Below are 24,769 nucleotides of genomic sequence, written 5' to 3'. Positions count from 1 at the left end.
GTTGTGGTCTAGGCGAAAGCGGAGAATCCGGTGAGGTCGCGACCGATAATGAGTGACTGCACCGATTCGGTTCCCTCATAGGTGTGGGCGGACTCTATATCCGCCATATGCCGTGCGACTTTATTGCTGAGCAGAATCCCGTTCCCGCCCAGCATGTCCCGGGCCACCTGCGCGATCTGCCGCGCCTTGCGGGTGTTGTGGAGCTTGGCCATCGACGCTTGCGGCCCGGAGAGCCGGCCGGCGGCGTCGAGCTCGGTGACCTGCTTGGCGTGCAGCTGCATGCTGGTCAGCTCCGAGACCATGAAGGCCAGCCGCTCCTGCACCAGCTGGTGGGCACCAATCGGCTTGGAGAACTGTCTGCGCTGCTGCGCGTAGGTCAGGGCGGCCTCAACACACGCCGCGGCATGCCCCACCGCCGACCAGGCCACACCGAGCCGGGTGGCGAACAGGACGGTGGCGGCATCCTTGAAGGTCTTCGACAGTGGCAGGACGGCAGTGGCGGGCAGCTCCACGTTGTCATATTGGATCAGTGCCTGGTGAATGGCCCGCAGTGAGGCCTTGTGCTCAATGACCTGCGCACGGTAGCCGGGGGTCTCCTGGGGGACCAGAAAGCAGCGCACATTGCCGTCATGCTCGCCGCCGAGCACCCGGGCCCAGGTGAGCGTGATCCCCCCGGAGGCCCCGTTGCCGATCCACTTCTTCGCGCCGTTGAGTACGTACCGGCCGGTCTCCTCATCACCGTGGAGTTCGGCGGTGGTCTCCAAGGAGACCGAATCGGAGCCGTGGGTGGGCTCAGTCAGCGCGAACGCGCCCAGGGTTTCGCAGGAGGCGAGCTTGGCCAGGTGCTCCTGCCTTTGGGCTGCCGAGCCGAACAGCGCCAGGGTGCGCAGCGCCAGCCCGCCCTGGACCGCCAGCGCAGTGCTCAGAGATCCGTCGATGCGGGAAGTTTCCATGTTGACGAGGCCGGCGGCCATCGGAGAGAGGGTCTCGATGCCGAGATCTGAGACATCGACGCCGTCAGTGAACAAGCCCAGAGAGCCTGCCTGCCGCAGCAGATCCACCGGGTACTCGGCTTTTTCCCAATGCTGGGTCATTCGCGCCTCGAGCCCCTCACCGAACCGGCGTGCCGTGCTCCACCACCGCTTGTCAGCCTCTGGGAGATCTGCAAAAACGCCGTAGTAGTCCAGGTCAAGAGGCGCGGCAAGGTTGTAGTCAGGGTCAGTCGCAGGATCCGGCGCATGTGTCATACCGCACATGTTACCGGAGGGTCACATCGTTGCTCGAATCAGCTCAGCGAAGGCTCCACCAGGCCCAGCTCCACGCCCCGGATCAGCAGCTGGACCCGGTCCCGCACGTCCAGGCGTTGCATGAGCCTGCCCATGTATACCTTCACAGTGGCCTCGGAAACCATCATTTTCTCGGCGATTTCAGCATTGGAGCAGCCGGTGGCCAGCAGCTCCAAGCCCTGAAGCTCGCGAGCCGGAATATGCGGAGCCTCCGGGAACCTCTGCAGTGCTGTGGCTACCTGGGCGGGCGCGTTCTTCACCGCTACCAGCAGCTGCCGGGCCACTGAGGGGGAGAACACCGCTGCGCCCTCGTGCACCTCGCGGATGGCCTCGATGATCTGGTCAGGTTCTGAATCTTTCAGGAAGTACCCGCCAGCGCCGGCCCGCAGTGCCGGAATCACATACAGCTCGGTGGAGAAGGTGGTCACGGCCAGCACTGAAATGTCGGAGAACTTCTCCCGTATCAGGCGAGTGGCCTCGATGCCGCTCATGGTGGGCATGTGCAGATCCATCAGGACGATGTCGGGGTCCAATTGGCCAGACATCTCCACCGCCGTCTCACCATCTCGGGCTTCTCCGACGCATTCCAGGCCGGGGGCTGAATCCACATAGGTGCGCAGAGCCTTTGACATGATGGGGTGGTCATCACAGATCAGGACCCGCACATTATCCTGCCGGTGCGCTGCTGACTGAGCCGGAACTGTCTCAGGGCTGTGGGCAGTTTGGGGCATGATCACCATGCTATGCCACGCCACCGGGAATCCCCTGAGCGTCCCCCGCACAGCAGCTGCCGGGGTGACTCGTGGAGAGTCTCTAGACTTGCCTGCATGTCCTCACCAGCTCAGGGTTCTGTTCCGACCATCGCCGAGGAGTTTGAAGCGGGAGGATATTGGTTCAGCCGAGCACTCGACAGATGGTTGCTGGTAGTGGTGACCCTCGGCTTCGGGCTCGCTTTCGGGGTCGACGTCCTCTACGACGTTTTCGTCAGCGACGAGTTCTCCGCAGCCCTGGCCATTGCAGGTCTGATCGCTGTGGGCTGCGTAATACTGCTCTGGACCAGCGTCACGCTCGCGGTCGCCGCAGGAGCTGCGGTACTGGTGCTGGCGCTCTTTGTTGATAGCGGCGCCTACTCGGTGCTGCTGGCTCTGCTGCTGACGGGACTGGCTGCGCTGACCACGACTGCGCCTTTCCGGCGCAGCACCCTTGCAGTGATGCTGATCTGGGGGGTGGCCTACGCCGCCACACTGAACGATCCGGCGGTCACCGGCTTGGCGCTCATCGGGGTCAGCAGCGGGTTGTTTGTAGCTTATGGGATCGGATCTTCATTCCGGCGGGCCACTCACGACCGGCTGCAATCCGCTCAGGATCTTGAAGTCGCCGAGCAGCGTCATGAGGCTGCCAAGACCGCCGAGCGACGCTCCATTGCCCGGGACCTTCACGACATCGTGGCTCATGACATCACCATCATTGCCATGCAGTCCCGGGCTGCGCAGATGAAGGACACGCTGGAGGCCTACCGTGAGGCACTCGAGGTGATCGGCAATTCGTCGCGAGCAGCGCTGAACGATCTCCGCCGTGTGCTGGAGGTTCTCAAAGAGGAGGACCTCATCCAGGACAGTACTGCAAGCGGTCAGTTGGGTGCTGCCAGCGCACTGGATGTCCGCAGTGGAGTCACAGTTTTTGCCGAGCAGCTGGAGCGCCTGGGGGTGACGGTTCAGTGCAGCATCCAGGGGGAGCTGGCTGCGTTGTCTCGTTCGGTGAGCTCAGCGCTCTACCGCATGCTGCAGGAGTGCACCACCAACGTGGCGAAGTTCGCCGGCCGCGGGGCTGAATGCTGGATTGAGATCGAGGTGGACCAGGAGCACGTCAATATGCGGGTGACCAACACTGTGGTGGCTGCTGAGCACAGCAGACCAGAGTGGGCGGCCTCACGGGCAGGACTGATTGGCGTGCGCGACCGCGCCGCAGCTTTCGGGGGCGTGACCCAGACTGGTTATGATGACGCCGGCCGCTGGCGCGTCTGTGTCAGCGGTATGAAGCAGTCGTGAACTGCAGCGCGCTGACATGTCTAGACGAAAGTTGACTAGGCACGTGGCTGCACAGCGCACAGAATCTATGGGTGCGGCGCACTTCAGGTGCGTTCACAATCAGGTGGGATTTCGAGCACCTGGAGTGCTGGTGCAACGACTCCGGAATTGGCTCATCCGACCTGTGGCTCGGGCGGTGAGAACGGCACCGCCCGAGCCCTCCATCAAGCGGCGGCATTCCCCCGGGCGGGCTCGAGGCTGGTCAGCGGCTGAGCCAACCACCGGCCCAGCCCCAGCAGCACGCCGGCGGGGAAGCCGATGATCGGAATCAGCATGGGCATCAGCCCCTCCGCGCCGGCGAAGAGCACGACCGGCCCGTAGAAGAGCCCCACCAGCACGTAACCCAGCACATGCGCCACCGGGTTGACGTGGTGGCGCAGCAACCAGCTGACCAGCAGTGTCCCGGGAATGCCGACCACTACGGCTGCTGCGGCGAGCAGCGGAATCAGCGGACTCAGGTATCCCTCGCCGTCCAATCCTGGCAGGAACGACAATCCCAGCAGGATTGCTCCCATGAGTGCGGTGGGCACCAGCCAGGAGACCGTCCAGCCCACAGCGCCCAGGCGCAGGCGGGGTCGGGATGCCGCTGTCGAGGAGGTGGCTCGGCGTCGTCGTCCTGCGGCTTTTTCCGGAGCTGGAGTGGTCATGGTTCTCCTCGGTTATCGCGGCACGGGGCTTCCCAGACAGTTGCCTGGGCTCAGTTCATGCGGTGTGGCCCACATGGGCCAGGGCTTGGCGGATCAGCTTTTCCCGCCCGCCGATAAATTCTGACTGCACCTCGGCGCTGAGCGCCTGTTCCGGGGTCAGCCAGGACAGTTCGAGGGCGTCTTCGCGTGCTGAGCACTCACCATTGACGGGCACGATGTAGGCCATGGAGACCACGTGCTGCCGGTCGTCCACCAGCCCGGTCTCCGAAGGGTAGGGGAAGTACTCCGCGACCGTCAGCGGTGTAGGGGAGGCCGGCAGCTGCGGCATGGCCATCGGGCCGAGATCCTTCTCTATGTGCCGCAGCAGGGCAGCCCGGAGGGTCTCCCGGTAGAGCACACGTCCGGAGACCACGGTGCGGTAGACCCGGCCGTCACCGTCGGCGGTATAGAGCAGTCCCACCTCGGTGACGTAGCCCAGTGAGTCCAGCCGGACAGGGATAGCCTCCACGTAGACCATGGGGAGGCGGCGCCGGGCCTCGTAGAGGTCCTCCTCGTTGAGCCAGCCGGGGTGTGGATCGGGTGTGCGGACAGACATGGCACTATGTTCTCACGAGCGCGGCGGGCCACTCAGATGATGTCTTCGAGTGGCCGCCCCATTGCCGCGCGGCGCTCTGCGTGGTTGATCCGGTACCGGCGGGACTGGGTGCACAGAATGACGATGAAGGCGCCCATCGCCGCTCCGAGCGCCACCCATACACTGGTGACCTCCCCCAGGATGCGCGGGAAGATCAGCCAGAACAGACCCCAGGCCAGGCTCAGTGCGATCGTGATTCTGCCGCGCTCTGTCATGGAGTAGAACGCTGCGGTCCACACGCAGATCAGCAAGCCGATCGTGGCCCACAGGGGGGCCGGAATGCCTGGGATGTGCCACCCCAGTTGGGTCAGCCACACTGAGAGAGCGCTCATGACCTGGACCAGGGCGAAGCCGTAGAACAGACCCACAATGTCATCGGTGAGCTTCCGCTCGGTATCGTTGCGGGCGGTGTAGAGGTTGAACTGCCGCACTGCCTCGGTCAGCGCGGCGGCGATGGCCAAGGAGCTGAGCAGGTTCAGGGTGAAAAGCCCGGCGTACAGCGAAGCGGTCACGACCCACATCAGCATCGCGGCGGTGCCGATCAACCACCCGGAACGTTGTTGCCGAGGGGTGGAGTGCTGGGCGGGGCGCCATTGGTAGCACGCATGAATGATGAGCCCGATAGTGATGGCAGGCCAGAGCCAGTACCAGTTGTAGTCCGGTGAGAGCAGCGCCTGCTCCCCGGAGTACCACCCTCCGGCCTGGGCCTCCTGCAGGCCGCGCTGTCCCAGGATGGCGGGATTCTCCTCGCTGGAGCCGAACCAGCCGAACATCCACATGGTGGACAGTACCGCTGCCACGGCACCCAGACTGACGAATATCCGCCGTGCCAGATCCCATTGGGTGGGCTCTGGGTCCGGGCTGCGGGAGGGCAAGTTGTACGGGGGGATGTAGGTGTAGAGATCTTCCTCATCGTCGGCGAAGGCCGCAGCCTCATGGCGGTACTGGCCCCCGATGGACCCTGAACCGCCATACGGACGCGGCGAATCCTGCGCGGTGGCTTTCTCAATAGCCGCAGCCTTTTGCGCGATCACGGTGCGCTTGCGCTGCTCATCAAGCTCACGGCGAGCAGCTGGTGGCGGCGGAGCCTGGGGCTCGTCCCAGTAGGGGGGAAGCACGGTGGTCTCCTCGGCAGGTACCACCGGGATCGCGTCGGTAAAGAGTTGCGGCTCGGGGCGCTGTTCGGCCGGGGGCGGTTTGGGGAGAGAGACCTGGGGGGCGGGCACCGGCAGCTGCCCACCGCTGCGTCGCGCATGGCGCGCCGAGGTCCCCGCAGCAGGTGTTTCCGGAACCTCGGCGGCGGCTCGGGCGGCCTCGGCTTTGCGCCGAGCATGGCGCACCTTCCGGTTGGCCCACCAATTCTTGGCCCGTTCATCCAAGGTGTCTAAGAAACCACCCAGGCTCTTATCCGGCCCGGCGGGAACGGCACGTGCAGGGGCTATGCCTGGCCTAGCGGGAGGGGACTGCGCGGAGTCGCCTTCCGCCGGCGGCGCTTCAGCAGGGGAGCTGCCCTCCGGCGGGGATGGTGGGGGAGTCTCCTGCGCTGGCTCCTCGGCACCGTCCGAACCCTGCGGCTGCTCGGAGTTTAGGGATTCGGAGTTGTCCGATTCGGCGTTGTCGGGTTCAGTGGAGTCAGCTTCGGTGGAGTCAGCGTCAGGGCTTTCGGTCCCGGGGTCGCCGGAATCAGTCTCGCCGGAATGAGCCTCGCCGGACTCAGCGTCCCCGGAATCAGCGTCGCTGGTTTCATCGTCGTCAGCGACAGCGACAGCGACAGCGACAGCGTCAGCGTCAGCTTCCGGGACCGCTGGGGGCGCGGATGCAGAACCTTCAGGCTGCGCCTCAGCGCGTGGAGAGTCCACGGAGCCTGAGTTCTCGGGTGGGTTCTCGGGTGGGTTCTCGGCAGGAGTCTGCGGCGCCGGGTGCTCAGCTGTCTGGCCGGCCACCTCGACGGCGGCTGCATCGGGGCGTTCCTCCTCCGCAAGACTGGTCGCGGAGCCGTCGGCAGGACGTGAGGAGGTGTCTGGGCTCATTGGCTCGGACAACTGCTGCCTCCCTAGAGCAATCATGTGCGCTTCTCACGCATATTAGGAGTTTGGGCTGACTGTCGATACTTCCACAGAAGCCTGACTACGAGCACGACGCCGCCTCGTGGAGAACCAAGCGATGGTCACTCCCACTAGGGTACCGATACCTATGGCGGTCAGAGTGCTCGCCCAGGGGGGAAGTCCGGTAGTTGTTCCCGTAATGTAACCTAAGCCGATCAGCCAGCCGCTCCAGATCACGGCCCCGAAGACCGCCAAGGCCAGCACGTGGCGCCAGGACAGTCGCATGATCCCCGCAGTGGCCATGGAGGCTGAACGTCCGCCGGGAATCCACCGGATCAGCAGCAGTCCGGCCCAGGTGGTGGCGTCACCGCCACGAATCGAGGCGCGCAGCATCGCACGGTGCAGCCGCCGCCCCCAGCGCCACCGGTACAGCAGTCGGATCAGCTGATAGCGGAACAGGGCGTACAGCAGCAGGTCCCCGGCGAGGCACCCCAGTGTGGTGGCGATCATCACCCAGGTCAGTGAGAGCAGTCCTGCGGAGGCCATCGTGCCGGAGGCGATCACCAGCACTTCGGAGGGAAATGGCGGAAACAGAGCGGTCAGCGCCACCAGAAGTGCCTGTAACGGAAGGAACCATGCGCCCCACGTGTCGATCAGCTCGACCATCTGTCCCCTTTTTCTGCTGTTAGGAAGCCTCCGAGTCCGGTGTGACTGGGGCGTAGTCCAGTTTACGGGTCGAGGTGAACTGCCGTGACGCACCAGTGAGCGGATCAGTGAAGCTCAGGCTGCGGGCCAGCAGCTGCAACGGGGTGTTGAAGTCATCGGGGGTGTCATCCCACAGCTCCGGATAGAACCGGTCGTGCAGAACGCCTAGCCCCAGCATCGCCATGTGAATCCGCAGCTGATGGGTCTTTCCTGTATGCGGGGTAAGCCGGAACAACCCGACCGGGGACTCGGGTGCGCCACCCGGTGGCGGGCCGTGGTGGAGCAGCTCGATCCGGGAGGAGGAGTTCGCTCCGGGCACAGGATCTGTGCGTCGCCTGCCCTTCACGCGGTGCCACTGCTGAGCCGGGCGCCGTCCGGAGTCAGCCGTGTCATAGCTGCACAGCTGGCTGACCACCACCCCTTTGGTCTTTTCGATGCGGTTGCGCAATGTCAGCGGAAATCGGTCGACGACGCCGCTGGGGTGGTCATTGAGCAGGCTGACACATTCATAGGTCTTGTACACCCGGCGGTTCTCAAAGAGCAGCTGGTACGCCCCGCGGGTCTGCGGCTCTTTGGCAAAGATCACCACCCCGGCGGTCCCACGGTCCAACCGGTGAATGGGCACCAGGTGCGGCATCTCCAACCGGTGGCGCAGCCGGACCAGCAGCGACTCCTGGACATAGCGCCCGGCCGGGGTGGTCGGCAGGAAGTGTGGCTTGTCCACCACCAAGAGGTGTTCGTCCTCCCACAGGATCGCTTCCTGGACCGGCAGCGGGGGCTCTTGCGGCAGGGAGCGGTAGTACCAGATGAACTCCGCAGCGCCGAGCGGAGTCGTGGTGTCCAGCGGGACACCGGCGGCGTCGACCACCTCACCGCCACGGAAGCGGGAGGTGATGCCGGCAGGGTCTATATGGCCGAATGTCTCTTGGACATACTCATGGATTGTGGGCCACGGACCCGCGGCGGGCACCCGCAGCCGGGTGGCGTTGACGCCGTTGCGGACAGGCAGGGGGGACTTGTGCGGCACAGGGGGCGGGTCAGCTCCACTCCGGAGCCTTGGACTGCGCCACATTGGCGGCTGAGTCCGTGTCTGAAGGGTTCGGGGTGCCGCGGGGGTGGTTGATCTGCCAGGTCATCCCGAACCGGTCCTGGACCCAGGCGAAGTTCTGGGCGAAGTCGTAGTCACCGGGCTCCATCAGATACTCGCCCTGGTCCACCAGTGAGTTGGTGATGCGGTGAAACTCCTCCTCGGTGTCGACCACGACGGCCATGGACATCGAGGGCGTGAAGTCGAAGGCATGCTTGACCAGCGAATCCTGGATCATCAGAATCTGCCCGCCCACCTGCAGCTGCGCGGTGGCCACCAGGGTGGTGTCCCAGTCCACCACTGTCTCCATGGCTGCGGTGTCATCCTGGGAGGTCCCGGCCGCCGGTGCAGCGGTCCCGGGTCCAGCCTCGGTGGCCTCTGGGTCAAAGATCTCTGTGCCTTCTGGGTGGTGCATGATTTCCAAGAGCTGGGCGTCAGGGAACGTCGCGAGATAATGGTCGATGGCTTCCTGGGCTCGGCCCTGGAACATCATGAATGGCATACACAGAATCATGGGGCAAGAGTAGCCCATACGCGTGGGAGGCACGTGGCCGACCTCGCAGGTTCGGCGATAGCCAGCGCCACGGGTTCAGGGGGAGAGGCGCAGGCCGGAGGGGGTGGAGTGGAATCCTGCAGTGCGCAGGGACTGACCGAACCAATGCTGCAGTACGGGCTCACCATTGATGCGCTCCACGGCCAGCTTCGCGGCTCTGCCCCGGGTCAATGCGCTGACCAGCGCAGCGGCGGCGGCATCGCCGGCGCTCTGGTCCCGGGTGTAGAGCAGCATGGTCCTGCCGCCACGCTCCATGTAGAGCACCAGTTCTCCGTGGCTGAGCACGACGACGGCGCCGGCCTTCCTCCCCGGACGTGCCTTGACAGCGGGGGCATCTCCGGCGGCGGGTAGTTCGGGCCAGTCCAGGGCGGCACCGAAGGGGTTGGCAGGGTCGGTGGCAGCCAGCGCCACCGGGGCTTGCTGCGCGGTGACGTAGGGGTCATCCTGACGCTCGAGCTGCTCGGAGATCTCCCGGAGCCGGTCGATGGTGGAGCTGAGGGTGAATTGGGCGGCCCCCAGGTGCTCGATGAAGTAGCCGCGCCGGACCCGCCCGGCCTCCTCAGCTGCTGCCAAGACCTTATAGACTCCGGCGAACCCCCCGGGGGTCTGCTCGGCCACCACCGAGCCCCGGGTGAGCACCCCGTACCGATCCAGCAGGATCTCTGCCCGAGCATGGGCGATCTCGGTGGCCCCGACGCCCGCGGGGGCAATGACCTGCCAGCGCCCTCCTGAGGGGGCGGAGGCCGCACCCCGGGCGGCGGTGACAGCTTGGCGCAGGGCGGTCCGGCGGCTGACTCGCCGGCTCCTGCTGGAGGGCCTGGCCTTGTGCGCGGTGGGGCCGGCACCCATGAACGTCCGAAGCGGAGCGTAGCTGTCCGGGTGGACCCGCCCGGCCCAGAACAGCTCCCACAAAGCTTGCTGGCACTGCACTGCCGAGACGTCCTCCAACTCTGCGGCGATGGCTTCCGGGAACCATGCCCCTCCACGCTCTAGCACGTGGTGCACCTGAGCTGCCAGCCCCTCGGGGGCGGTGAGGTCGCGGCCGGCACTGACCAGGGCGGACTCCTCTGCCGGGTAGAACGCCAGCCAGCCGTCATGGCCGCTGAGTGCCCCGTGTCCGCTGGTGAGGAACTCGCCGCTGGCCAGCAGGGTGTCCAGCATGGTGGGGGAGTAGTCGCTGACCCGCGCGGGGAGGATCAGAGACTCCCACGCGCTGGCCGGAGCCGGCACCCCGGCCAATTGGGCCAGCACTTCAGCCAGCCCGGATTGACCACTGACCCCGGTGGCTCTGGTGGTCAGCTGCCATTCGGTGAGCAGCTGGGCGTAAGCCCGCGGCGGTACAGGTTCCACCGCCGCTCGCAGCGCCGCCAGCGATCGCCGGCGGATGCGGCGGAGCATCTCCGCGTCCACGTACTCCGCCTCGGCCTCAGCATCCGGGGTGAACAGCCCCTCGACGATGCGGGCGTCCTGGACCAGCCGGCGCAACACATCGACCACCACCGCGCTGGGCAGGCCCAACGCACGGCTGACCTGGGCAGGCGTAAACGGTCCGTGTGTGCGCGCGAAGCGCCCCACGAGATCCCCGAGCGGATCCTCCAAGGGCTCGAGGAATGTGTGGGGGACACCTGGCGGGATATTGACTCCCAGCCCGTCGCGCAGTCGCGCAGCGTCCTCCACCGCGGCGAACCGCGCTTCGGCCTGGAACATCACCGGGATGGCCCGCTGGGTGCTGACCAGCTCCTCGGCGAACTCACGGGCTTCGGCGGCCGTGAGGGTGGCCTCGTCGTCGTCATCGGCAGGACGCAGCCGCAGGGCGAGCTGATCGGCGGTGAGCGGGCCCAGCAGCCGCAGCAGGTCGGCCACACTTTCCGGGCCTCGGGCATCGGCTGTGGGCAGTCGGCGGGCGGGGGTCAGCCGCTGCGCGGAGGCTTCAGCTTCACTGATCACGCCGGCGTCCAGGAATTCGCGCAGCTCCACCCGGCCCAGGAGCTCGTTGAGCAGCGTGGGGTCCACGCTCAGGGCCGCGGCGCGGCGCTCAGCCAGGGGCGAGTCGCCCTCGTAGAGGTATTGGGCGATGTAGCCGAAGACGATGGACTGGGCGAACGGTGAGGCGGTGGAGGTGGTGACCTCCACCATCCGGACGCTGCGTTGGGCGAGTCTGCGGGTCAGCGCGTCCAGGGCCGGGAGGTCGTAGACATCTTGGAGGACCTCCCGCATGGTTTCCATGATCATGGGGAAGTCCGCGTACTGGTGGGCGACTTCCAGCAGCTGCGAAGATCGTTGACGTTGCTGCCACAGCGGGGTGCGCTGACCCGGGCGGGTGCGTGGCAGCAGCAGCGCCCGGGCCGCTGATTCTCGGAAACGTCCGGCGAACAGCGCCGAGCTGCTGACCCGGCGGATGACCAGCTCTTCCAGCTCCTCGGGCTCAAAGGTGAACAGTTCGGCCCCGGGCGGCTGGTCGTCCATCATGGGCACCCGCAGCACGATTCCGTCGTCGGCGGCGAAGGCGGCGCCATCCAAGCCGTAGCGTTCGTGCAGCCGTTCGCCCACCGCCAGCGCCCAGGGCGCGTGGACCTGCATCCCGTAAGGGGAGTGCAGAATGATCCGCCAGTCTCCCAGCTCGTCCTTGGTCTGCTCCAGCACCAGAGTGCGGTCGGAGGGCACGGCACCGGCGGCGTCGTGCTGATCAGACAGATACCGCAGCAGGTTCTCCCGCGCCCACTGGTCCAACCCGAGCGCGGTCAGCCGCTCAGTGGCTTCCTTGACGCTGGCGGTGTGCAGCTCCCGGGTGAACGCCCCCATGGCGGCACCGAGTTCGGCTGGGCGGCCGATGCCGTCCCCGCGCCAAAATGGCAGGCTGGCCGGCTGGCCGAAAGCCGGGGAGACCATGACTCGGTCAAAGGTGATCTCCTCGATTCGCCAGCTGGTGGCCCCCAGGGCAAAGACGTCGCCCACGCGGGACTCGTAGACCATCTCTTCATCGAGCTCGCCCACGCGCCGGCCGCCGGTGCGGGTGTCCTCAGCTCCGACCAAATAGACGCCGAAGAGCCCTCGGTCGGGGATCGTGCCGCCGGAGGTTACCGCGAGCCGCTGCGCCCCGGGGCGTCCGGTGAGGGTGCCTGCGTCCCGGTCCCAGACGATCCGCGGCCGCAGATCCGCGAAACGGTCCGAGGGGTACTTTCCCGCGAGCATGTCCAGGGTGGCCTCATAGGCGGAGCGCGGAAGGGCGGCGAAGGGCGCGGCTCTGCGCACAGTGTCGAACCACTCCTCCACATCCAAGGTGTCCATGGCGGCAGCGGCGATGGTCTGCTGTGCCAGGATGTCCAGTGGGCTGCGCGGAATTTTCAGCGCCTCGATCCGGCCGGTGAGCATCCTCTCCACTACGACGCTTGAGCTGAGCAGATCACCGCGGTGTTTCGGGAAGAACCACCCCACCGAGACTTCACCGACTTGGTGCCCGGCCCGGCCCAGGCGCTGCAGCCCGGAGGAGACCGCATGCGGGGCCTCCACTTGGATGACCAGGTCCACTGCGCCCATGTCGATCCCCAGCTCCAAAGAGCTGGTAGCGACCACACAGCGCAGCTGACCGGATTTCAGCTCATCCTCGATCTGCTTGCGCTGCTCCTTGGAGACTGACCCATGGTGGGCCTTGGCCAACGCGGGGAGACCAGGTGCGGAACCGTCCTCCGTGGCCGCAGGAGGCTCCCGCTCGGCGTGGATCTCATTGATCCGGCCGGTGAGCTTCTCCGCCAGCCGGCGGGAGTTCACAAAGACAATGGTGGACCGGTTGGCAGAGATCAGGTCCACCACCCGGTGTTCCACATGCGGCCAAATGGAGGGCTGCAGCGGGGCGCCCTCGTCGCCTGGGCTCGGCTCCGCTGAGGGGGAGGCCATATCTGGCACCGGGACGGAGACGGTAATGTCCCACTTCTTCTCTGATGCTGGGGCAATCACCTCCACCGGGTGGCGCCCACCCAGAAACCGGGCCACCTCGTGCTGGGGTTCCACGGTGGCGGAGAGCCCGATGCGCTGGGCTGGGCGGGGCCGGGCGGCCTCCCCGGATTCGCGCAGCGTATCGAGCCGCTCCAAAGAGACCGCGAGGTGAGCGCCGCGTTTGGTGCCGGCCAGGGCATGGATCTCATCCACGATGATGGTGTCCACTGCAGTCAGGGTGCGGCGGGCCTGGGAGGTGAGCATCAGGTAGAGCGACTCGGGGGTGGTGATGAGGATATCGGGCGGATTGCGCACCAGATCCCGGCGCTGTTTGGAGCTGGTGTCCCCGGTGCGGACCCCCACGGTGACCTCAGCCGGTGCGCCGCCGAGCCGCTGGGCTGTGTGTCCGATGCCGACCAGCGGGCTGCGCAGATTGCGCTCAATGTCGGCACCCAGGGCTTTCAGCGGGGAGATGTACAACACTGAGGTGCCGCGCTGCCGGTCTGCTGGCTCGCGGTGCCGAGCCTGGCTCATGAGGCGGTCGATCGACCAGAGAAATGCCGACAGAGTCTTGCCGGAGCCGGTGGGGGCCACGACCAATGCGTTCTTGCCCTGGGCCACTGTCTCCCAGGCGCCGGCCTGCGCGGCGGTGGGCACCCCGAAGGAGGCGGTGAACCATGTACGGGTTGCCTCCGAGAACTGATCGAGCCCCATGGCCTCCACTGTAGAACTCGGTACTGTAGAACTCGGCACTGTAGAACTCGGTACGGGCCCGGGCGGCCAGGATTCACTGGGCAAAGCGAAGGATCTCCTCGCGGCGCAGCGGCCGGTCGAACAGGGGACCCTCCGGCTCAATGGGACGGCTCGCAGCCAGCCCTCCGAGGGAGACGGGGTCAAACCCCATACGCACCAGCAGCCCCATCACACGACCGCGGGCGGCGTCGTCGTCTCCAGCCAGTGCCACCGCCCGGCGCTGATCCAGCGGCAGCTCGGCATCGGCGAATTTCTCCAGGTCATGGTGCGAGATGTGGTTCAGCGCCTTGACCACGCGAGTCTGGCCGAAGCGGCCGGCGATGCCGTAGGAGGAGGGAAGCTGTTCGTCCAGGGCGGCCTGCAGCCAGCTGGGCAGTTCCTCGTCGTGCCACGTATTGGTAGCGTCCACGAGCACCAGCGGCTCCGGTCCTGTGGTGTAGAGCCAGCTGGGGTCCACCCCGTCCATATCCTCCTGCGGCACGGCGAGGATGACGATGCCGGGACCCTGCCGGGCGGTGCGGACCCCAATCTGGTCGGGCCAGACGGCCTCGGCCCCGGGGGCGTAGATCTTCAGGTGGTGCTGCAGCGCCTTCGGGGGCCGGGTGGAGCAGAGGTCGACCCCGATCCCCACCCGGAGCATGACTCGGGCGAAGGCTGTTCCAGCTCGCCCCGCCCCGAGTACTCCGACCACCTCCTGCTCAGACATGGTGGTAGGACCGCCCTGCGCTGATCTCCTGCGCACGGTAGAGCTGCTCGGTCAGAATCAGCCGGACCAGCTGGTGGGGGAAGACCAGACTGCTCAGCGACCAGGTGAGGTTTGCCCTGTGGTGCAGGTCCTGGCTGACCCCGTAGGCCCCGCCGATGATGATGGCTACCTCGGTTCCGGAGTCGTACTGCCGCTGCAGGTGGGCCGCCAGTGCGGGGGAGGACAAGTTGGTGCCGCGTTCATCGAGCAGGATCACATGCTGGTGAGGCTTGAGAGTCTGCAGAATCTTGGCGGACTCCTCAGCGCGGGCGGCGTCGTGGTCTTTGGCGGAGTGGGGGAGCAGACGCCAGGTGAGGTCATAGGGCTTCCGGAGCCTCTTGCTGTAGCGGGCGATCCCGTCGGCCACCCACGATTCATGCTTCTTGCCGACCGCAACAACAGTTGTGCTCATCGTTGGCCTCTCCGGGCAGAAAGGGCAACGGCCCCCAGACGTCGGGGTCTGTGGGGCCGTCAGAACGCGGTAGCGGTGGGATTTGAACCCACGGTAGGGGGTTACCCTACACAGCATTTCGAGTGCTGCACCTTCGGCCGCTCGGACACGCTACCCTGCGCACGAAATCGCGCCACGCCATGCTACCAGTTAGTCCACGGGTCAGGCGGCATCAGCGGCGCTGCTCGGCGAAGAAGTCCTTCAGCAGGGCACTGCACTCCTCGGCCCGGACCCCCGGCTGAATCTCCACCCAATGGTTCAGGCGGGGTTCGCGCAGGATGTCGAAGACGCTGCCTGCGCCTCCGGCCTTCTTATCCCAGGCTCCGAAGATCACCGTGGAGATCCGCGATTGGCTGATGGCCCCGGCGCACATGGTGCACGGTTCCAGCGTCACCACCACAGTGCAGCCGTCGAGCCGCCAGGACCCCATCGCCCCGGCAGCCTCGCGGAGCGCGTTGAGCTCGGCGTGACCGGTGGGATCGGCGTCGCGTTCGCGAGTGTTGTGGCCGGCGCCGAGAATGACTCCATCGGCGCTGAGCACCACTGCTCCCACTGGCACGTCACCGGAAGCGGGGGCTTGGCGGGCCAGTTCCAGGCACTGCCCCATCAGCTGGTGTTGGGTCTGCCGATGCCGGGGGGAGAAGCTCACCTCTGACACGATACTGCCGCGGATGCGCTGGTACCTTGATTCCATGCGCACTCACGTCGTTTCCCATCCGCTGATCGATCATAAGCTCACTCAGCTGCGGCGGGTGGAGACACCGTCCAACACGTTCCGAGACCTCACCCGGGAGCTGGTGTCGCTCTTGGCTTATGAGGCGTCCAGCTCGCTGCCCACGGAGGAGGTGCAGATTCAGACTCCGGTGACGGGGATGGTCGGCACCCGGCTGTCCGGCCCCAAGCCGCTGGTGGTGCCGATCCTGCGTGCGGGTCTGGGCATGCTTGACGGCATGACAGCGATGATCCCCACTGCGGAGGTCGGGTTCCTGGGGATGGCGCGGGATGAGGAGACGCTGAACATCGTCACCTATGCCGAAAGGCTGCCCGAAGACCTCACCGGGCGTCAGGTGTTCGTCTTGGATCCGATGCTGGCCACTGGGGGAACCTTGGCAGAGGCCATTCGGTTCTTGGAGCGTGCCGGGGCGGCCAAGATCACCTGCCTGTGTCTCTTGGCCGCCCCGGAGGGCATCAAGCGCTTGGAGGATGAAGTCGGTGACCGTGAGATCGAACTGTTCGTGGCGGCAGTCGACCAGAAGCTCAACGAGAAGTCCTACATAGTGCCCGGCTTGGGCGATGCCGGGGACAGACTTTACGGGCTGGCGGAATAGTACGTAGCTGCGCCACAATGAATCAGTGAAATCTCACTATTTGGAATTTTCGCTGTTATGTTACTTGCATTCCCGAAATATTACGGCGATCCTGAGAGGGCCCCTCACACGGCAACCACCCAGGAAGAGTCACGATTCGCATGTCCGCACCGCTCAATAAGGCCCAAAATCCAGGGTACGTTCACGTTTCAGTGAGGAACGCTGCCCGGCGTGCTGAGCTGGCCCGCAAAATGCGCAATGGGGCCACTGGTGCGGACGGGCACCCCCGCACGGCGCCGATCCAAGTGCTGGCGGCGAACAACGGCGCCGGCCACCCTGATGTGGTGGCCCGCGGGTTCGTGATCTATGTGGGACTGGATGAGGATACGGCCAAAGCTGAGGGCACCTCATTGCACCGGATCGCGACGCAGCTGCGTGACTACGTGGAGCACATCGCTCCTGAGTCGCAGGTCCATGTGGCGATGGCCATGGCCTCGCCCACTGCTGAAGGGGAGGATCTGGAGGTGGTGCGGCAAGCACTGGGGGACCCGACTGTGGGTGCCGCAGGCCAGCCAGAGCCGGCGGCCGGGGCCACTGTCCCGCCCACGTCCTACTCCGCCTCCGGGGTACTGATTGACTTGGCGCGCCGGGAGGTCCAGCTCGACGGCGAGAATCTCAACCTCACGTACAAGGAGTTCGAACTGCTGAACTACCTGGTGGAGAGCTCCGCCCGCACCGTCGGGCGTGAAGAGCTGCTCCAACGGTTGTGGCGCCACGTGGATGTTGAGCAGATGCCCAATGAACGCACCATAGATGTCCACATCCGCCGTCTGCGTTCCAAGCTCGGACGCCTGGCCAATACTGTGCGCACTGTGCGTGGTCAGGGCTACCGCTTCTATGAGCACCCCGAGGTGACGGTCTGGGCCGCACCTGAATACAGCATCTGACCCATGTCCAAGACCCTCTTGGTGCTCCGCCACGCTGAAGCCGGTCACAGTTTCTCCGGGGATGATTTTGCCCGGACCCTGACCGAGTCAGGTCAGGCACAAGCCTGCCAGGTGGGCCGGTGGCTGTTGGGATCCTCATGTGTTCCTGAGATGACAGTGGTCTCCTCCGCCATGCGCACCCGTCAGACCAGCATCTGGATCTCGCACGTCCTCGGAGACCAGGCGCCTACTGCGGAATTGGATGACCGCATCTATCTGGGGTCCGAGGCGCAGCTGTGCTCAGTGCTGAATGAAACACCCGAGACGGTGAGCACATTGCTGCTGATTGCTCATATGCCTGGGGTTCAGGAGCTGAGCATGAGGTTGACCAGTGCGGAGTCGCAGGAGAGTGCCGCGCTGGAGATGGCCACACAGTGGCCACCTGCGGGGCTGGCGCGTTTCGAACTGAGTAAACCATGGGCAGAGCTGGACGGGCGCGACGCCGTCCTCACGGACTTCGTCACCGCAGGGTCCGCACGCTGAGGTCCCGTGGGTAGGCCCAGATTTGGTCCGCCACCATCACCGCGTGTAGTATCGTCAAGGTCCAACTCGCGGTACAGTGAGATTTCTTGGATGATGCGCCTATAGCTCAGCTGGATAGAGCGTCGGTCTACGGAACCGAAGGTCTGGGGTTCGAATCCCTATGGGCGCACAGGCAGACACACCCTCTGTATCCCTTGCAAATGCAGGGATGCAGGGGGTTTTCTCGTTTCGAATAATCTTGACGTGCTCGCTGCTGTGACTGGTTTCCTCGAGCATGCTGTCTGTACTGCTCCTAGAGGCAGGGATGTTCACGTGCTCAGTAGGATGTGACCATGAGCACTTCCTACGAGTCTGTCGCCGGGGTGGGGCGCCCTGCCCAAGACGCTTTACGTCTGGCCGGATATCCGGATCTGGAGTCTCTGGACGGCGTCGACTACGGCAAACTTGCCTCCCTCCACGGTGTCGGTAAGCGAGGTCTTGAGCGGCTGCAGGCGGCCCTGGTGGAGCGTGGTTTGTCGCTCTCCGGCCAGGTGCCCGAGCCCGAGGTGCGCCGAGCTGTGATCACCCCTGGCCACACTGGTCAGAACGCTCCTGATCTCAAGACTGCGCCGTCGAAGCAGTCACCGAGTGAGTTCGTCGAGCAGCTGGAGGTGCCCAGACGGGTAGAGCACGGGCGGCTGCTGCTGGAGATCTTTGCGCGCGCCACCGGTGAGCAGCCGGTCATGTGGGGCCCCTCCATGATCGGTTATGGGCAGGTCCATTACCGCTATGCGACCGGCCGCGAGGGCGATACGTTCCGGGTGGGATTCTCGCCCCGCAAGGCGAAGATCACGGTGTATGGAATCACTGGCTCCCCGCAGGCCGAAAGCCTTCTGCTCCGGTTGGGGAAGCACACCACCGGACAAGCATGCCTCTACTTCAACAAGCCCGAGGATATTGATCTCGAAGTGCTTGAAGAGATGATTCGCTGCGCCTGGCAGGCGGATCTGAACGCCCGTTGCTGATGGGTGAGTCGCTTTTTGACTTCCACCTTGGGGGTGATACTGTGATCTCAATCACGTTACGTGAACCCAGTGGCCGCGCTTCGTTGGAGTCGATACCCGGCAGAGTGCCTGGAGCTGTGGATGCGGAACGAAGCCCTGCCGGGCACAGCCCGGTGGGGCTCTTTTCGTCAGTGGTGGCAGCGCAATGGGCCCCCACCATGAGGTGGAGGCCCATTGGATAGATAGCCGAGTGCGGCGGGAGTCAGTCCGCGCGTCTGCCGGCGATGGCGCCCCAGATGAAGGCGACGATGAGGCCCCCGAGGATGGCGAAGCCCCATGTGGCGGGGTCGAAAAATGCATCGTTGACATTGATTCCGAAGATTGCCGAGGCAATCCAGCCGCCCAGGAGTGCGCCGAGGATACCGGTGAGCAGCGTGACCAGGATGCCGCCCGGTTGCTTGCCGGGCAGGATCGCACGCGCAATCGCACCCGCGATCAGCCCTAATAAGATCCAGCCGAGGATGCTCATGGTGTTTCTCCCGTCTATCTATCGAGAATGCGGATCTTCAAGATACCCCGGAAAAACTTCAGAGACTAGGGAAAATTTCCCGCGGAAGTCCACTCGAGGACCCGAGAATCCGCTTGTCAGGCCAGCACTGCCAGCTTGGAGTCCCGCCGGGAGAACATTGCGTAATCAAGTGACAGCTTGCCTGGCCCTGCTAGGGCGACCGCGGCTGCGCCGGCTCCCAACAGCAGGACCAGTTCCACGCCGCCGGCTTCGACAAAGATTCCCGCACTTAGGTGAACCATGACGAGGGCGGTGAGCATGATCACACTCAGCAGGACAGCGACTGGACGGCTCAAGAGACCCAGGATGAGCGCGATGCCGCCGACCAGCTCCAGGGTGGCCACCATCGGGGCGGTGGTTTGAGCCAAGGGGATGCCCATCTCACCGAAAGCTGCCTGCGTGCCGTCAATGGTCCACTCGTTGAACTTCCGCCAGCCATGGGCGGTGAAGAGGAATCCGAGAACGATCCGGAGTACGGTGAGTCCGGTATTGGTCAGTGCGGTTTTCTGCATAGGTTGCTCCTTCAGTCGGGTGATGCGCGGTGGTGGTGGGTGGGTCGCTGCAGACGTCAGTGGACCAGCGCGAAGCCTGCGTTCCACGGGATCTTCTCGCCAGCGGCCAGGGTGAGCTGGACGAAGCCCAGGGACTCCAGTTCGCGCGCTCGCTTGAGAGCCCCGGCATCGACGGCCTTGAGGCCGCCAGCCTGCACAGCGGCCACCAACTGCTGCTTGGCTGCTTCGTCGTCCCCGGCCACCATGACCGTGGTCCGGTTCGGGCCCACCGACTGGTCCGTCAGCGTGGCGGCAAAGTTGGTGTTGAAAGCCTTCAGAACCGTGGACGAAGGCAGAGCTGCCGCAAGCTCGGCGGCAGCTGAGCCGTCTGCGGGCACCACCAGGGAGTCGAAGGTCTCGAAATTCAGCGGGTTGGAGATGTCGACGACGACCTTGCCAGCAAGCTTCTCGCCGTACTGCTGAGAAATGTCTGCCAGAGCGGGGTAGGGGACCGCGAGAATGGCGACGCTGCCGTTGACGGCGGCGTCCTTGTCCTGGCTGCCGATGTGTTCGACTGTCGCGCCGCCTTTGGTGAGCACGCTGGCAATAGCAGTGGCCATGGAGCCGGTGCCGAAGATGGTGAAGGTGGTCACAGGATGACTCCTCGAGTAGTATTTGTTGTAGGTGCAAATAAAAGCATACCGACACATCGTTGTAGGTGCAACCATAAGAAGGGTGTGGAGATGTCAGAGACACGCTGGCTCGACGAGGACGAGCAGAGGGCCTGGCTGCGCACCGCTGCGGTGCTGGAGCTGCTGCCGGGCGCGCTGGATTCTCAGCTGCTGCGTGATTCGGATCTGACGCACTTCGAATACTTTGCCTTAGCATCCCTGTCCGAGGCGCCGGAACGCACCCTGCGCATCACCGCACTGGCGGCTTTGACGAACGCTACGCTGCCCAGGCTCTCGCGAGTGCTCACCGGGTTGGAGAAGTCTGGATTGGTGAAGCGCGCCACCTGCTCAGAGGATCGGCGAGCGAAGAACGTCTCACTCACAGAAGCGGGCTGGGCCAAAGTGGTGCAGGCGGCACCGGGCCACGTGGAGAATGTGCGCCGGTTGGTACTGGACCGGCTCACACCCGAACAAGTGCAGCAGCTCTCTGACATTGCAGAAGCGCTACTGGGCGAGTTGGATCCTGAGGGCAAAGTCTTCGCCTCCACCCGATCCTGAGTCACACCCACTATCGTCAATATCAATCAATTCCCCAGGAGGATTCACTATGACTGCTGCGACACAACATGCCCCCGCGAGATTTGCCGGTGAGTCGGTAGAGTCACAGTTCATCGCCGGGCAGTGGCGGCAGGGCTCTTCGGAACGAGTCAGTACTGTGCGTAACCCGTTCGATGACGCGGCGGTCGCACAGATCAAGTTGGCTTCCCGGGAGGATGTGGACGAGGCGTATCGTGCTGCCGAGGACGCCCAGTCCCAGTGGGCGCAGAAGGGACCGGGGAAACGGGCAGAGATCCTGCGTCGGGCTGCCCAGATTCTGCAGCAGCGCCGGGAGGAGATCGTCGACTGGCTGGTCAAGGAAGCCGGATCCACAGTGTTCAAAGCCAACATCGAAGTCTCCTTGGCGGTGAGCATCACCCAGGAGGCTGCCTCGTTCCCTTCCCGTGTCCATGGAACAATCCATCCCTCGAACACCCCGGGCCGGGAGATGCGGGTCTATCGGAAACCGGTGGGAGTGGTGGGGGTGATCAGCCCGTGGAACTTCCCGCTGCACCTGTCGCAACGCTCAGTCGCCCCTGCCTTGGCTTTGGGCAACGCGGTAGTGATCAAACCCGCCTCCGACACCCCGGTGACCGGAGCGTTGCTGATCGCCCGGATCTTCGAAGAAGCCGGGCTGCCGGCCGGTGTGCTCTCCGTGGTCGTGGGATCAGGTGCAGAAATCGGGGATGACTTCGTTGCCCACCCGGTGCCCCGACTGATCTCTTTCACCGGGTCCACGCCGGTGGGTCAGAACGTGGCCACTGTGGCCAGCAGTGGTGAGCACCTGAAGAAAGTCTCTCTGGAACTCGGTGGCAACGCGCCGCTGGTGGTCCTCGATGATGCCGACCTCGACGCCGCGGTCGAACAGTCAGTGCCCGGGGCGTTCCTGCACTCTGGCCAGATCTGCATGTCAGTGAACCGGATCATTGTCCAAGCCCCGGTCTATGACCAATTCGTGGAGAAATTCACTACCGCGGCTCAAGCAGTACACCACGGCGATCCCACCGCGGAGTCGACCCTGGTGGGGCCGGTGATCAACGACGACCAGCTACAAGGGTTGAAGGACAAGATCGCTCGCGCCACAGAAGCCGGAGCCCAGGTCGCAGTCGGTGGTGAGATCACGGGCCGGGTGGTGCCTCCGCATGTCTTTACCGACGTGACCGCCGGGATGGAGATCGCCCGGGAAGAGATCTTCGGTCCCATGGTCGCAATCCTCAAAGCAGACGACGAAGCCCACGCCCTCCGCCTGGCCAACGATCACGCCTACGGGCTCTCCTCAGCGGTGTTCACCCAGAACCTCGACCGCGGCGTCCAATTCGCACACCAAGTGAAATCCGGAATGACCTTCATCAATGAGATGACCGTCCAGGACGAAGCCCACGTCGCCTTCGGCGGAGAACGCAACTCCGGGCTGGGCCGCTTCAACGGTGAATGGGCCATCGAAGAATTCACCACCGCTCACACCATCGGCGTCAAACGCCTCTAGTGTTCCGTTCCGGCTCAGCCCAGGGGCAATCTCCGGGAGGTGAAGGCGGGCTGGCGCTCAGGTGGTTGGGGCGGCGTCGCTCTGAATCGCTTCCAGCGCCGCCCGCAGCCGCGCGTCGGCGTCGTCGGCCACATCACGCACTTCAGGTGCTTCGCTGAGCTCGACCAGAGTTTGGGGGTCCACGGCCTCGATGGTGGTCTGACTCTCGGCGCCGCGCCTGACCACCACATTGCAGGGCAGCAGGGCCCCCAGCTGGGGCTCGGCCGCCAGGGCCTTGCTGGCGAGGCCGGGATTGCACGCCCCCAGAATCACATAGTCACCAAGCGCCTCGGCCGCCTCGGTACCCAGCTTCTGCTCGAAGGCCGCGTGGACGTCAATCTCGCTCAGGATCCCGAATCCTTGCTCGGCCAGAGCCTCACGGGTGCGCTCGACGGCGTCCGCGTATGGCAACGGGACAGTGATGGTGTGGGTGTAGGACATCAGCAGGCTCAGCTCCAGGTGGCCAGGCCGGAGATCTCCGGCGGCAGAGCGTTGACGAAGGAGGTGCGCTCCCCGGGAGTCACGGCGTCGGCAGCGGCGGAGATTGCCGCGTGTGCCAGCTGTGTGGCAGCCTCCCGGTCCACCTCAAGAGCGGACTCGACCCGGCTGAGGAATTGCTCTTTCGTCACCGGCTCGGCGGAACCCTCTGCATTGGCGAGGGCGTCCTTGTACCCGGCAGGCAGCTGGGCGGCCACCTCACGGGCCTCCGTGCCAAGGTCCAGCCGGCCAAGTTCGCTCAGCACCGCTGTGCCGGTCCGGTGAGCCTGCTCGGCGGACTCCAGGCCCGCGCGGTTCTGAATCACGGTGTCCATCTCTTCGGTCTGCATTGGAACCTCCTTGTATTGACTGTCACGCCATGCAGTGGCTCGCCACGCTACCGGCTGGGTGGGGGTCAGCTGCAACCAGGTATTTCCCCCTTAGGTCCAGTCTCGCCCGCGCACACCCTAGCGCGGCCGTGCGGCTGTACCGGCGAAGGGAGCAGCGCCAGCGGAGGACCAAAGCCCTGTACAGTCGTGGTCGACGGATTGAGGTGCTGGCCTCTGACGGCGATGGAACAGGCGGATATGAAAGAAACAGCGGTGGACCTGGCTGAGACGCACAAATACCTGGTCAAGCACGACATCAAGGGCGGGTTGACCACCACCCTGCTGGCCAACCGGGCCATGGCCAGAGGTATCCCCATCTCAGCAGACGCCAAGCGCCGGCTCAGCCTGAAGGTGGGCAAGCGCCGGATCTGGTTCGACGGCGCCCGCTCCAACCTCAACGATCTGCTGGCCCGCCGCTGCACCCGCTATAAAGACGTCACCAGCAGGCTCCTGCGGCACCACGGGGTGCGCGCCCCGGAAAATGTCGCCTTCAGTCACGACCAGCTGTCACAGGCCTGGAGCTGGGCGGAGTGCCAGCTGCCAGTGGTGGTCAAGCCGCCGGACGAGGGCATGGGCACCTCGGTGCATGTGAACATCACGGAGTTCGCCGACTTTGAGAAGGCCTTCGAGGATGTCGCCGCGCAGTCTGAGTTCGTCCTGGTGGAACGGTTTGTCGAAGGCGTGGAGCACCGGGTGCTCTTGGTCTACGGGAAAGTGGCTGCCGCAGCGCGTCGTGTGCCTGCCAACGTGATCGGAGACGGAACCTCGACCATCACGGAATTGGTCGAAGAGAAGAACCGGCTGCGCACAGAATCGCAGAACCCGGTGCATTATCAGATCCCCGTTGACGACGTGGTGCGCAAGGAGCTGCAGAAGCAACAGCTCAGCCTGGACTCCGTTCCGGCACAGGGCCAGAAGGTCTGGCTGCGCCCGAACTCCAATGTTCACAGCGGGGGAGACGGGGTCGATGCCACCGATGAGCTCACCGCAGAAGAGATCGAGATGGCAGCAGCGGTGGCCAAGGCCATCCCGGGTCTTCGAGTCGCCGGGATTGACATGCTCCTGCCTCGCGAGGGCAACGGGGACCAGCCCTATGTTCTTGAAGTCAACAGCAGTGCCATGATCACCGGACATCACTACCCCTGGGTCGGCCAGGCCAGAGACGCCGCTGGCATGCTGCTGGACGGGATGTTCCCCCGCCGCGGTGGGACGGTGCACCCTACCCCCGCCAATGCCAGCAGCCCCGGAGGCTCCGGCGTAAGCGCCTCGAGAAGCGGGGTCACCACGCAGGTGCGCAGACAGGTCCGCATCCTGCGCCGGCGACTCCTGTGGTGGAAGAACCGCCAGCTGAAGTAAGGCCCGCCCC

General features: G+C 65.0%; 25 protein-coding genes and 2 tRNA genes. 9 read left to right on the top strand and 18 right to left on the bottom strand.

All coding sequences use genetic code 11. From position 1 onward, the window contains the following. Positions 1 to 8: 8 nt before the first annotated feature. Together FEF27_RS06960 and FEF27_RS06955 are read right to left on the bottom strand one after the other, a co-directional pair. The gene (locus FEF27_RS06960) at positions 9 to 1,247 is read right to left on the bottom strand and encodes an acyl-CoA dehydrogenase family protein (RefSeq protein WP_138170129.1); all 1,239 of its coding nucleotides are present in this window, start codon (positions 1,245 to 1,247) and stop codon (positions 9 to 11) included. A gap of 38 nt (positions 1,248 to 1,285) precedes the next feature. After that, positions 1,286 to 2,017: a response regulator gene (locus tag FEF27_RS06955; protein ID WP_138170128.1), complete on the bottom strand. Its 732-nt coding sequence runs from the start codon at positions 2,015 to 2,017 to the stop codon at positions 1,286 to 1,288. 96 nt (positions 2,018 to 2,113) lie between these two features. Here FEF27_RS06955 and FEF27_RS06950 point away from each other — a divergent pair, with 96 nt between their 5' ends. Next, positions 2,114 to 3,334, top strand: coding sequence for a sensor histidine kinase (locus tag FEF27_RS06950; protein ID WP_166429945.1), 1,221 nt, complete (start codon positions 2,114 to 2,116; stop codon positions 3,332 to 3,334). A gap of 203 nt (positions 3,335 to 3,537) precedes the next feature. Here the strand turns inward: FEF27_RS06950 and FEF27_RS06945 are convergent, their stop codons facing one another. The 11 genes from FEF27_RS06945 to tadA form a co-directional block, all read right to left on the bottom strand. Further along, positions 3,538 to 4,020 (bottom strand): hypothetical protein, encoded by a 483-nt coding sequence (locus FEF27_RS06945; protein WP_138170126.1) that lies wholly within the window; start codon positions 4,018 to 4,020, stop codon positions 3,538 to 3,540. A 55-nt stretch (positions 4,021 to 4,075) separates the two neighbouring features. Next, entirely contained in the window at positions 4,076 to 4,615 is a 540-nt protein-coding gene (locus FEF27_RS06940) for an NUDIX hydrolase family protein (RefSeq protein WP_138170125.1), read from the bottom strand. 32 nt (positions 4,616 to 4,647) lie between these two features. Beyond that, the gene (locus FEF27_RS06935) at positions 4,648 to 6,684 is read right to left on the bottom strand and encodes a hypothetical protein (protein ID WP_166429944.1); all 2,037 of its coding nucleotides are present in this window, start codon (positions 6,682 to 6,684) and stop codon (positions 4,648 to 4,650) included. A gap of 54 nt (positions 6,685 to 6,738) precedes the next feature. Next, positions 6,739 to 7,365 (bottom strand): DedA family protein, encoded by a 627-nt coding sequence (locus FEF27_RS06925; RefSeq protein WP_138170122.1) that lies wholly within the window; start codon positions 7,363 to 7,365, stop codon positions 6,739 to 6,741. Between the two features lie 19 nt (positions 7,366 to 7,384). Beyond that, positions 7,385 to 8,431 (bottom strand): pseudouridine synthase, encoded by a 1,047-nt coding sequence (locus FEF27_RS06920; protein WP_138170121.1) that lies wholly within the window; start codon positions 8,429 to 8,431, stop codon positions 7,385 to 7,387. 10 nt (positions 8,432 to 8,441) lie between these two features. Then, the gene (locus FEF27_RS06915; RefSeq protein ID WP_166429943.1) at positions 8,442 to 9,005 is read right to left on the bottom strand and encodes a VOC family protein; all 564 of its coding nucleotides are present in this window, start codon (positions 9,003 to 9,005) and stop codon (positions 8,442 to 8,444) included. 75 nt (positions 9,006 to 9,080) lie between these two features. After that, the gene (locus FEF27_RS06910) at positions 9,081 to 13,691 is read right to left on the bottom strand and encodes an ATP-dependent helicase (protein ID WP_138170119.1); all 4,611 of its coding nucleotides are present in this window, start codon (positions 13,689 to 13,691) and stop codon (positions 9,081 to 9,083) included. 73 nt (positions 13,692 to 13,764) lie between these two features. Beyond that, positions 13,765 to 14,436, bottom strand: coding sequence for an NADPH-dependent F420 reductase (locus FEF27_RS06905; RefSeq protein WP_138170118.1), 672 nt, complete (start codon positions 14,434 to 14,436; stop codon positions 13,765 to 13,767). Further along, positions 14,429 to 14,887, bottom strand: coding sequence for a 23S rRNA (pseudouridine(1915)-N(3))-methyltransferase RlmH (locus tag FEF27_RS06900; RefSeq protein ID WP_138170117.1), 459 nt, complete (start codon positions 14,885 to 14,887; stop codon positions 14,429 to 14,431). Before FEF27_RS06900 ends, FEF27_RS06905 begins: the two co-directional genes overlap by 8 nt. Positions 14,888 to 14,954: 67 nt before the next feature. Next, positions 14,955 to 15,042 (bottom strand) — tRNA-Ser (locus tag FEF27_RS06895). Between the two features lie 56 nt (positions 15,043 to 15,098). After that, positions 15,099 to 15,533 (bottom strand): tRNA adenosine(34) deaminase TadA, encoded by a 435-nt coding sequence (gene tadA, locus FEF27_RS06890; RefSeq protein WP_138170218.1) that lies wholly within the window; start codon positions 15,531 to 15,533, stop codon positions 15,099 to 15,101. A gap of 85 nt (positions 15,534 to 15,618) precedes the next feature. On the opposite strand from tadA, the gene upp reads away from it, so the two are divergent. The 5 genes from upp (at position 15,619) to FEF27_RS06865 (ending at position 18,706) form a co-directional block, all read left to right on the top strand. After that, positions 15,619 to 16,254 (top strand): uracil phosphoribosyltransferase, encoded by a 636-nt coding sequence (gene upp, locus FEF27_RS06885; protein ID WP_138170116.1) that lies wholly within the window; start codon positions 15,619 to 15,621, stop codon positions 16,252 to 16,254. 140 nt (positions 16,255 to 16,394) lie between these two features. Next, positions 16,395 to 17,180, top strand: coding sequence for a winged helix-turn-helix domain-containing protein (locus FEF27_RS06880; RefSeq protein ID WP_138170115.1), 786 nt, complete (start codon positions 16,395 to 16,397; stop codon positions 17,178 to 17,180). Positions 17,181 to 17,183: 3 nt separating this feature from the next. Further along, positions 17,184 to 17,702: a SixA phosphatase family protein gene (locus tag FEF27_RS06875; RefSeq protein ID WP_138170114.1), complete on the top strand. Its 519-nt coding sequence runs from the start codon at positions 17,184 to 17,186 to the stop codon at positions 17,700 to 17,702. 95 nt (positions 17,703 to 17,797) lie between these two features. Next, a tRNA-Arg gene (locus FEF27_RS06870) sits at positions 17,798 to 17,871 on the top strand. A gap of 163 nt (positions 17,872 to 18,034) precedes the next feature. Continuing rightward, positions 18,035 to 18,706 (top strand): DUF1801 domain-containing protein, encoded by a 672-nt coding sequence (locus tag FEF27_RS06865; RefSeq protein ID WP_138170113.1) that lies wholly within the window; start codon positions 18,035 to 18,037, stop codon positions 18,704 to 18,706. Between the two features lie 241 nt (positions 18,707 to 18,947). Here FEF27_RS06865 and FEF27_RS06860 read toward each other — a convergent pair whose 3' ends face one another. The 3 genes from FEF27_RS06860 to FEF27_RS06850 all read right to left on the bottom strand — a co-directional run bounded on the left by FEF27_RS06860 (position 18,948) and on the right by FEF27_RS06850 (position 20,397). Then, on the bottom strand, positions 18,948 to 19,214 hold the full coding sequence (locus FEF27_RS06860; protein ID WP_138170112.1) for a GlsB/YeaQ/YmgE family stress response membrane protein: 267 nt from the start codon (positions 19,212 to 19,214) through the stop codon (positions 18,948 to 18,950). A 116-nt stretch (positions 19,215 to 19,330) separates the two neighbouring features. Next, a complete protein-coding gene (locus FEF27_RS06855) occupies positions 19,331 to 19,765 on the bottom strand; it encodes a DoxX family protein (protein WP_138170111.1) in 435 nt (144 codons plus the stop codon). Positions 19,766 to 19,821: 56 nt separating this feature from the next. Next, a complete protein-coding gene (locus FEF27_RS06850; protein WP_138170110.1) occupies positions 19,822 to 20,397 on the bottom strand; it encodes an NADPH-dependent F420 reductase in 576 nt (191 codons plus the stop codon). A 90-nt stretch (positions 20,398 to 20,487) separates the two neighbouring features. On the opposite strand from FEF27_RS06850, the gene FEF27_RS06845 reads away from it, so the two are divergent. Next, the gene (locus FEF27_RS06845) at positions 20,488 to 20,973 is read left to right on the top strand and encodes a MarR family winged helix-turn-helix transcriptional regulator (protein WP_138170109.1); all 486 of its coding nucleotides are present in this window, start codon (positions 20,488 to 20,490) and stop codon (positions 20,971 to 20,973) included. Positions 20,974 to 21,022: 49 nt separating this feature from the next. Then, complete coding sequence (locus tag FEF27_RS06840) at positions 21,023 to 22,498, top strand: aldehyde dehydrogenase family protein (protein ID WP_138170108.1); 1,476 nt, start codon at positions 21,023 to 21,025, stop codon at positions 22,496 to 22,498. A gap of 57 nt (positions 22,499 to 22,555) precedes the next feature. Here FEF27_RS06840 and FEF27_RS06835 read toward each other — a convergent pair whose 3' ends face one another. Both FEF27_RS06835 and FEF27_RS06830 read right to left on the bottom strand, forming a co-directional pair. Beyond that, complete coding sequence (locus FEF27_RS06835; protein WP_138170107.1) at positions 22,556 to 22,978, bottom strand: DUF302 domain-containing protein; 423 nt, start codon at positions 22,976 to 22,978, stop codon at positions 22,556 to 22,558. An 8-nt stretch (positions 22,979 to 22,986) separates the two neighbouring features. Continuing rightward, on the bottom strand, positions 22,987 to 23,364 hold the full coding sequence (locus FEF27_RS06830) for a DUF2267 domain-containing protein (protein WP_138170106.1): 378 nt from the start codon (positions 23,362 to 23,364) through the stop codon (positions 22,987 to 22,989). 237 nt (positions 23,365 to 23,601) lie between these two features. Here FEF27_RS06830 and FEF27_RS06825 point away from each other — a divergent pair, with 237 nt between their 5' ends. After that, positions 23,602 to 24,759 carry an ATP-grasp domain-containing protein gene (locus tag FEF27_RS06825; RefSeq protein ID WP_166429942.1) on the top strand — a complete coding sequence of 386 codons (1,158 nt, stop codon included), beginning with the start codon at positions 23,602 to 23,604 and terminating at the stop codon, positions 24,757 to 24,759. Positions 24,760 to 24,769 lie beyond the last annotated feature (10 nt).

Origin of the sequence: Nesterenkonia sphaerica (assembly GCF_005771565.1) — a bacterium.
Classification (GTDB): domain Bacteria; phylum Actinomycetota; class Actinomycetes; order Actinomycetales; family Micrococcaceae; genus Nesterenkonia; species Nesterenkonia sphaerica.
The sequence above is the reverse complement of the archived record's forward strand: the minus strand, read 5'-3'. Positions and strand labels throughout refer to the sequence as shown.

What these genes read in the sequence shown, in the direction of transcription:
- FEF27_RS06865 (WP_138170113.1), top strand. Translation starts at nt 18,035, where the DNA reads ATGAGCACTTCCTACGAGTCTGTCGCCGGGGTGGGGCGCCCTGCCCAA.
- FEF27_RS06905 (WP_138170118.1), bottom strand. Translation starts at nt 14,436, where the DNA reads ATGTCTGAGCAGGAGGTGGTCGGAGTACTCGGGGCGGGGCGAGCTGGA.
- FEF27_RS06880 (WP_138170115.1), top strand. Translation starts at nt 16,395, where the DNA reads ATGTCCGCACCGCTCAATAAGGCCCAAAATCCAGGGTACGTTCACGTT.
- FEF27_RS06915 (WP_166429943.1), bottom strand. Translation starts at nt 9,005, where the DNA reads ATGATTCTGTGTATGCCATTCATGATGTTCCAGGGCCGAGCCCAGGAA.
- FEF27_RS06845 (WP_138170109.1), top strand. Translation starts at nt 20,488, where the DNA reads ATGTCAGAGACACGCTGGCTCGACGAGGACGAGCAGAGGGCCTGGCTG.
- FEF27_RS06825 (WP_166429942.1), top strand. Translation starts at nt 23,602, where the DNA reads ATGAAAGAAACAGCGGTGGACCTGGCTGAGACGCACAAATACCTGGTC.
- FEF27_RS06830 (WP_138170106.1), bottom strand. Translation starts at nt 23,364, where the DNA reads ATGCAGACCGAAGAGATGGACACCGTGATTCAGAACCGCGCGGGCCTG.
- tadA (WP_138170218.1), bottom strand. Translation starts at nt 15,533, where the DNA reads ATGGGGCAGTGCCTGGAACTGGCCCGCCAAGCCCCCGCTTCCGGTGAC.
- FEF27_RS06860 (WP_138170112.1), bottom strand. Translation starts at nt 19,214, where the DNA reads ATGAGCATCCTCGGCTGGATCTTATTAGGGCTGATCGCGGGTGCGATT.
- FEF27_RS06940 (WP_138170125.1), bottom strand. Translation starts at nt 4,615, where the DNA reads ATGTCTGTCCGCACACCCGATCCACACCCCGGCTGGCTCAACGAGGAG.
- FEF27_RS06875 (WP_138170114.1), top strand. Translation starts at nt 17,184, where the DNA reads ATGTCCAAGACCCTCTTGGTGCTCCGCCACGCTGAAGCCGGTCACAGT.
- FEF27_RS06840 (WP_138170108.1), top strand. Translation starts at nt 21,023, where the DNA reads ATGACTGCTGCGACACAACATGCCCCCGCGAGATTTGCCGGTGAGTCG.
- FEF27_RS06900 (WP_138170117.1), bottom strand. Translation starts at nt 14,887, where the DNA reads ATGAGCACAACTGTTGTTGCGGTCGGCAAGAAGCATGAATCGTGGGTG.
- FEF27_RS06925 (WP_138170122.1), bottom strand. Translation starts at nt 7,365, where the DNA reads ATGGTCGAGCTGATCGACACGTGGGGCGCATGGTTCCTTCCGTTACAG.
- FEF27_RS06855 (WP_138170111.1), bottom strand. Translation starts at nt 19,765, where the DNA reads ATGCAGAAAACCGCACTGACCAATACCGGACTCACCGTACTCCGGATC.
- FEF27_RS06955 (WP_138170128.1), bottom strand. Translation starts at nt 2,017, where the DNA reads ATGCCCCAAACTGCCCACAGCCCTGAGACAGTTCCGGCTCAGTCAGCA.
- FEF27_RS06950 (WP_166429945.1), top strand. Translation starts at nt 2,114, where the DNA reads ATGTCCTCACCAGCTCAGGGTTCTGTTCCGACCATCGCCGAGGAGTTT.
- FEF27_RS06910 (WP_138170119.1), bottom strand. Translation starts at nt 13,691, where the DNA reads ATGGGGCTCGATCAGTTCTCGGAGGCAACCCGTACATGGTTCACCGCC.
- FEF27_RS06835 (WP_138170107.1), bottom strand. Translation starts at nt 22,978, where the DNA reads ATGTCCTACACCCACACCATCACTGTCCCGTTGCCATACGCGGACGCC.
- FEF27_RS06945 (WP_138170126.1), bottom strand. Translation starts at nt 4,020, where the DNA reads ATGACCACTCCAGCTCCGGAAAAAGCCGCAGGACGACGACGCCGAGCC.
- FEF27_RS06960 (WP_138170129.1), bottom strand. Translation starts at nt 1,247, where the DNA reads ATGACACATGCGCCGGATCCTGCGACTGACCCTGACTACAACCTTGCC.
- upp (WP_138170116.1), top strand. Translation starts at nt 15,619, where the DNA reads ATGCGCACTCACGTCGTTTCCCATCCGCTGATCGATCATAAGCTCACT.
- FEF27_RS06935 (WP_166429944.1), bottom strand. Translation starts at nt 6,684, where the DNA reads ATGAGCCCAGACACCTCCTCACGTCCTGCCGACGGCTCCGCGACCAGT.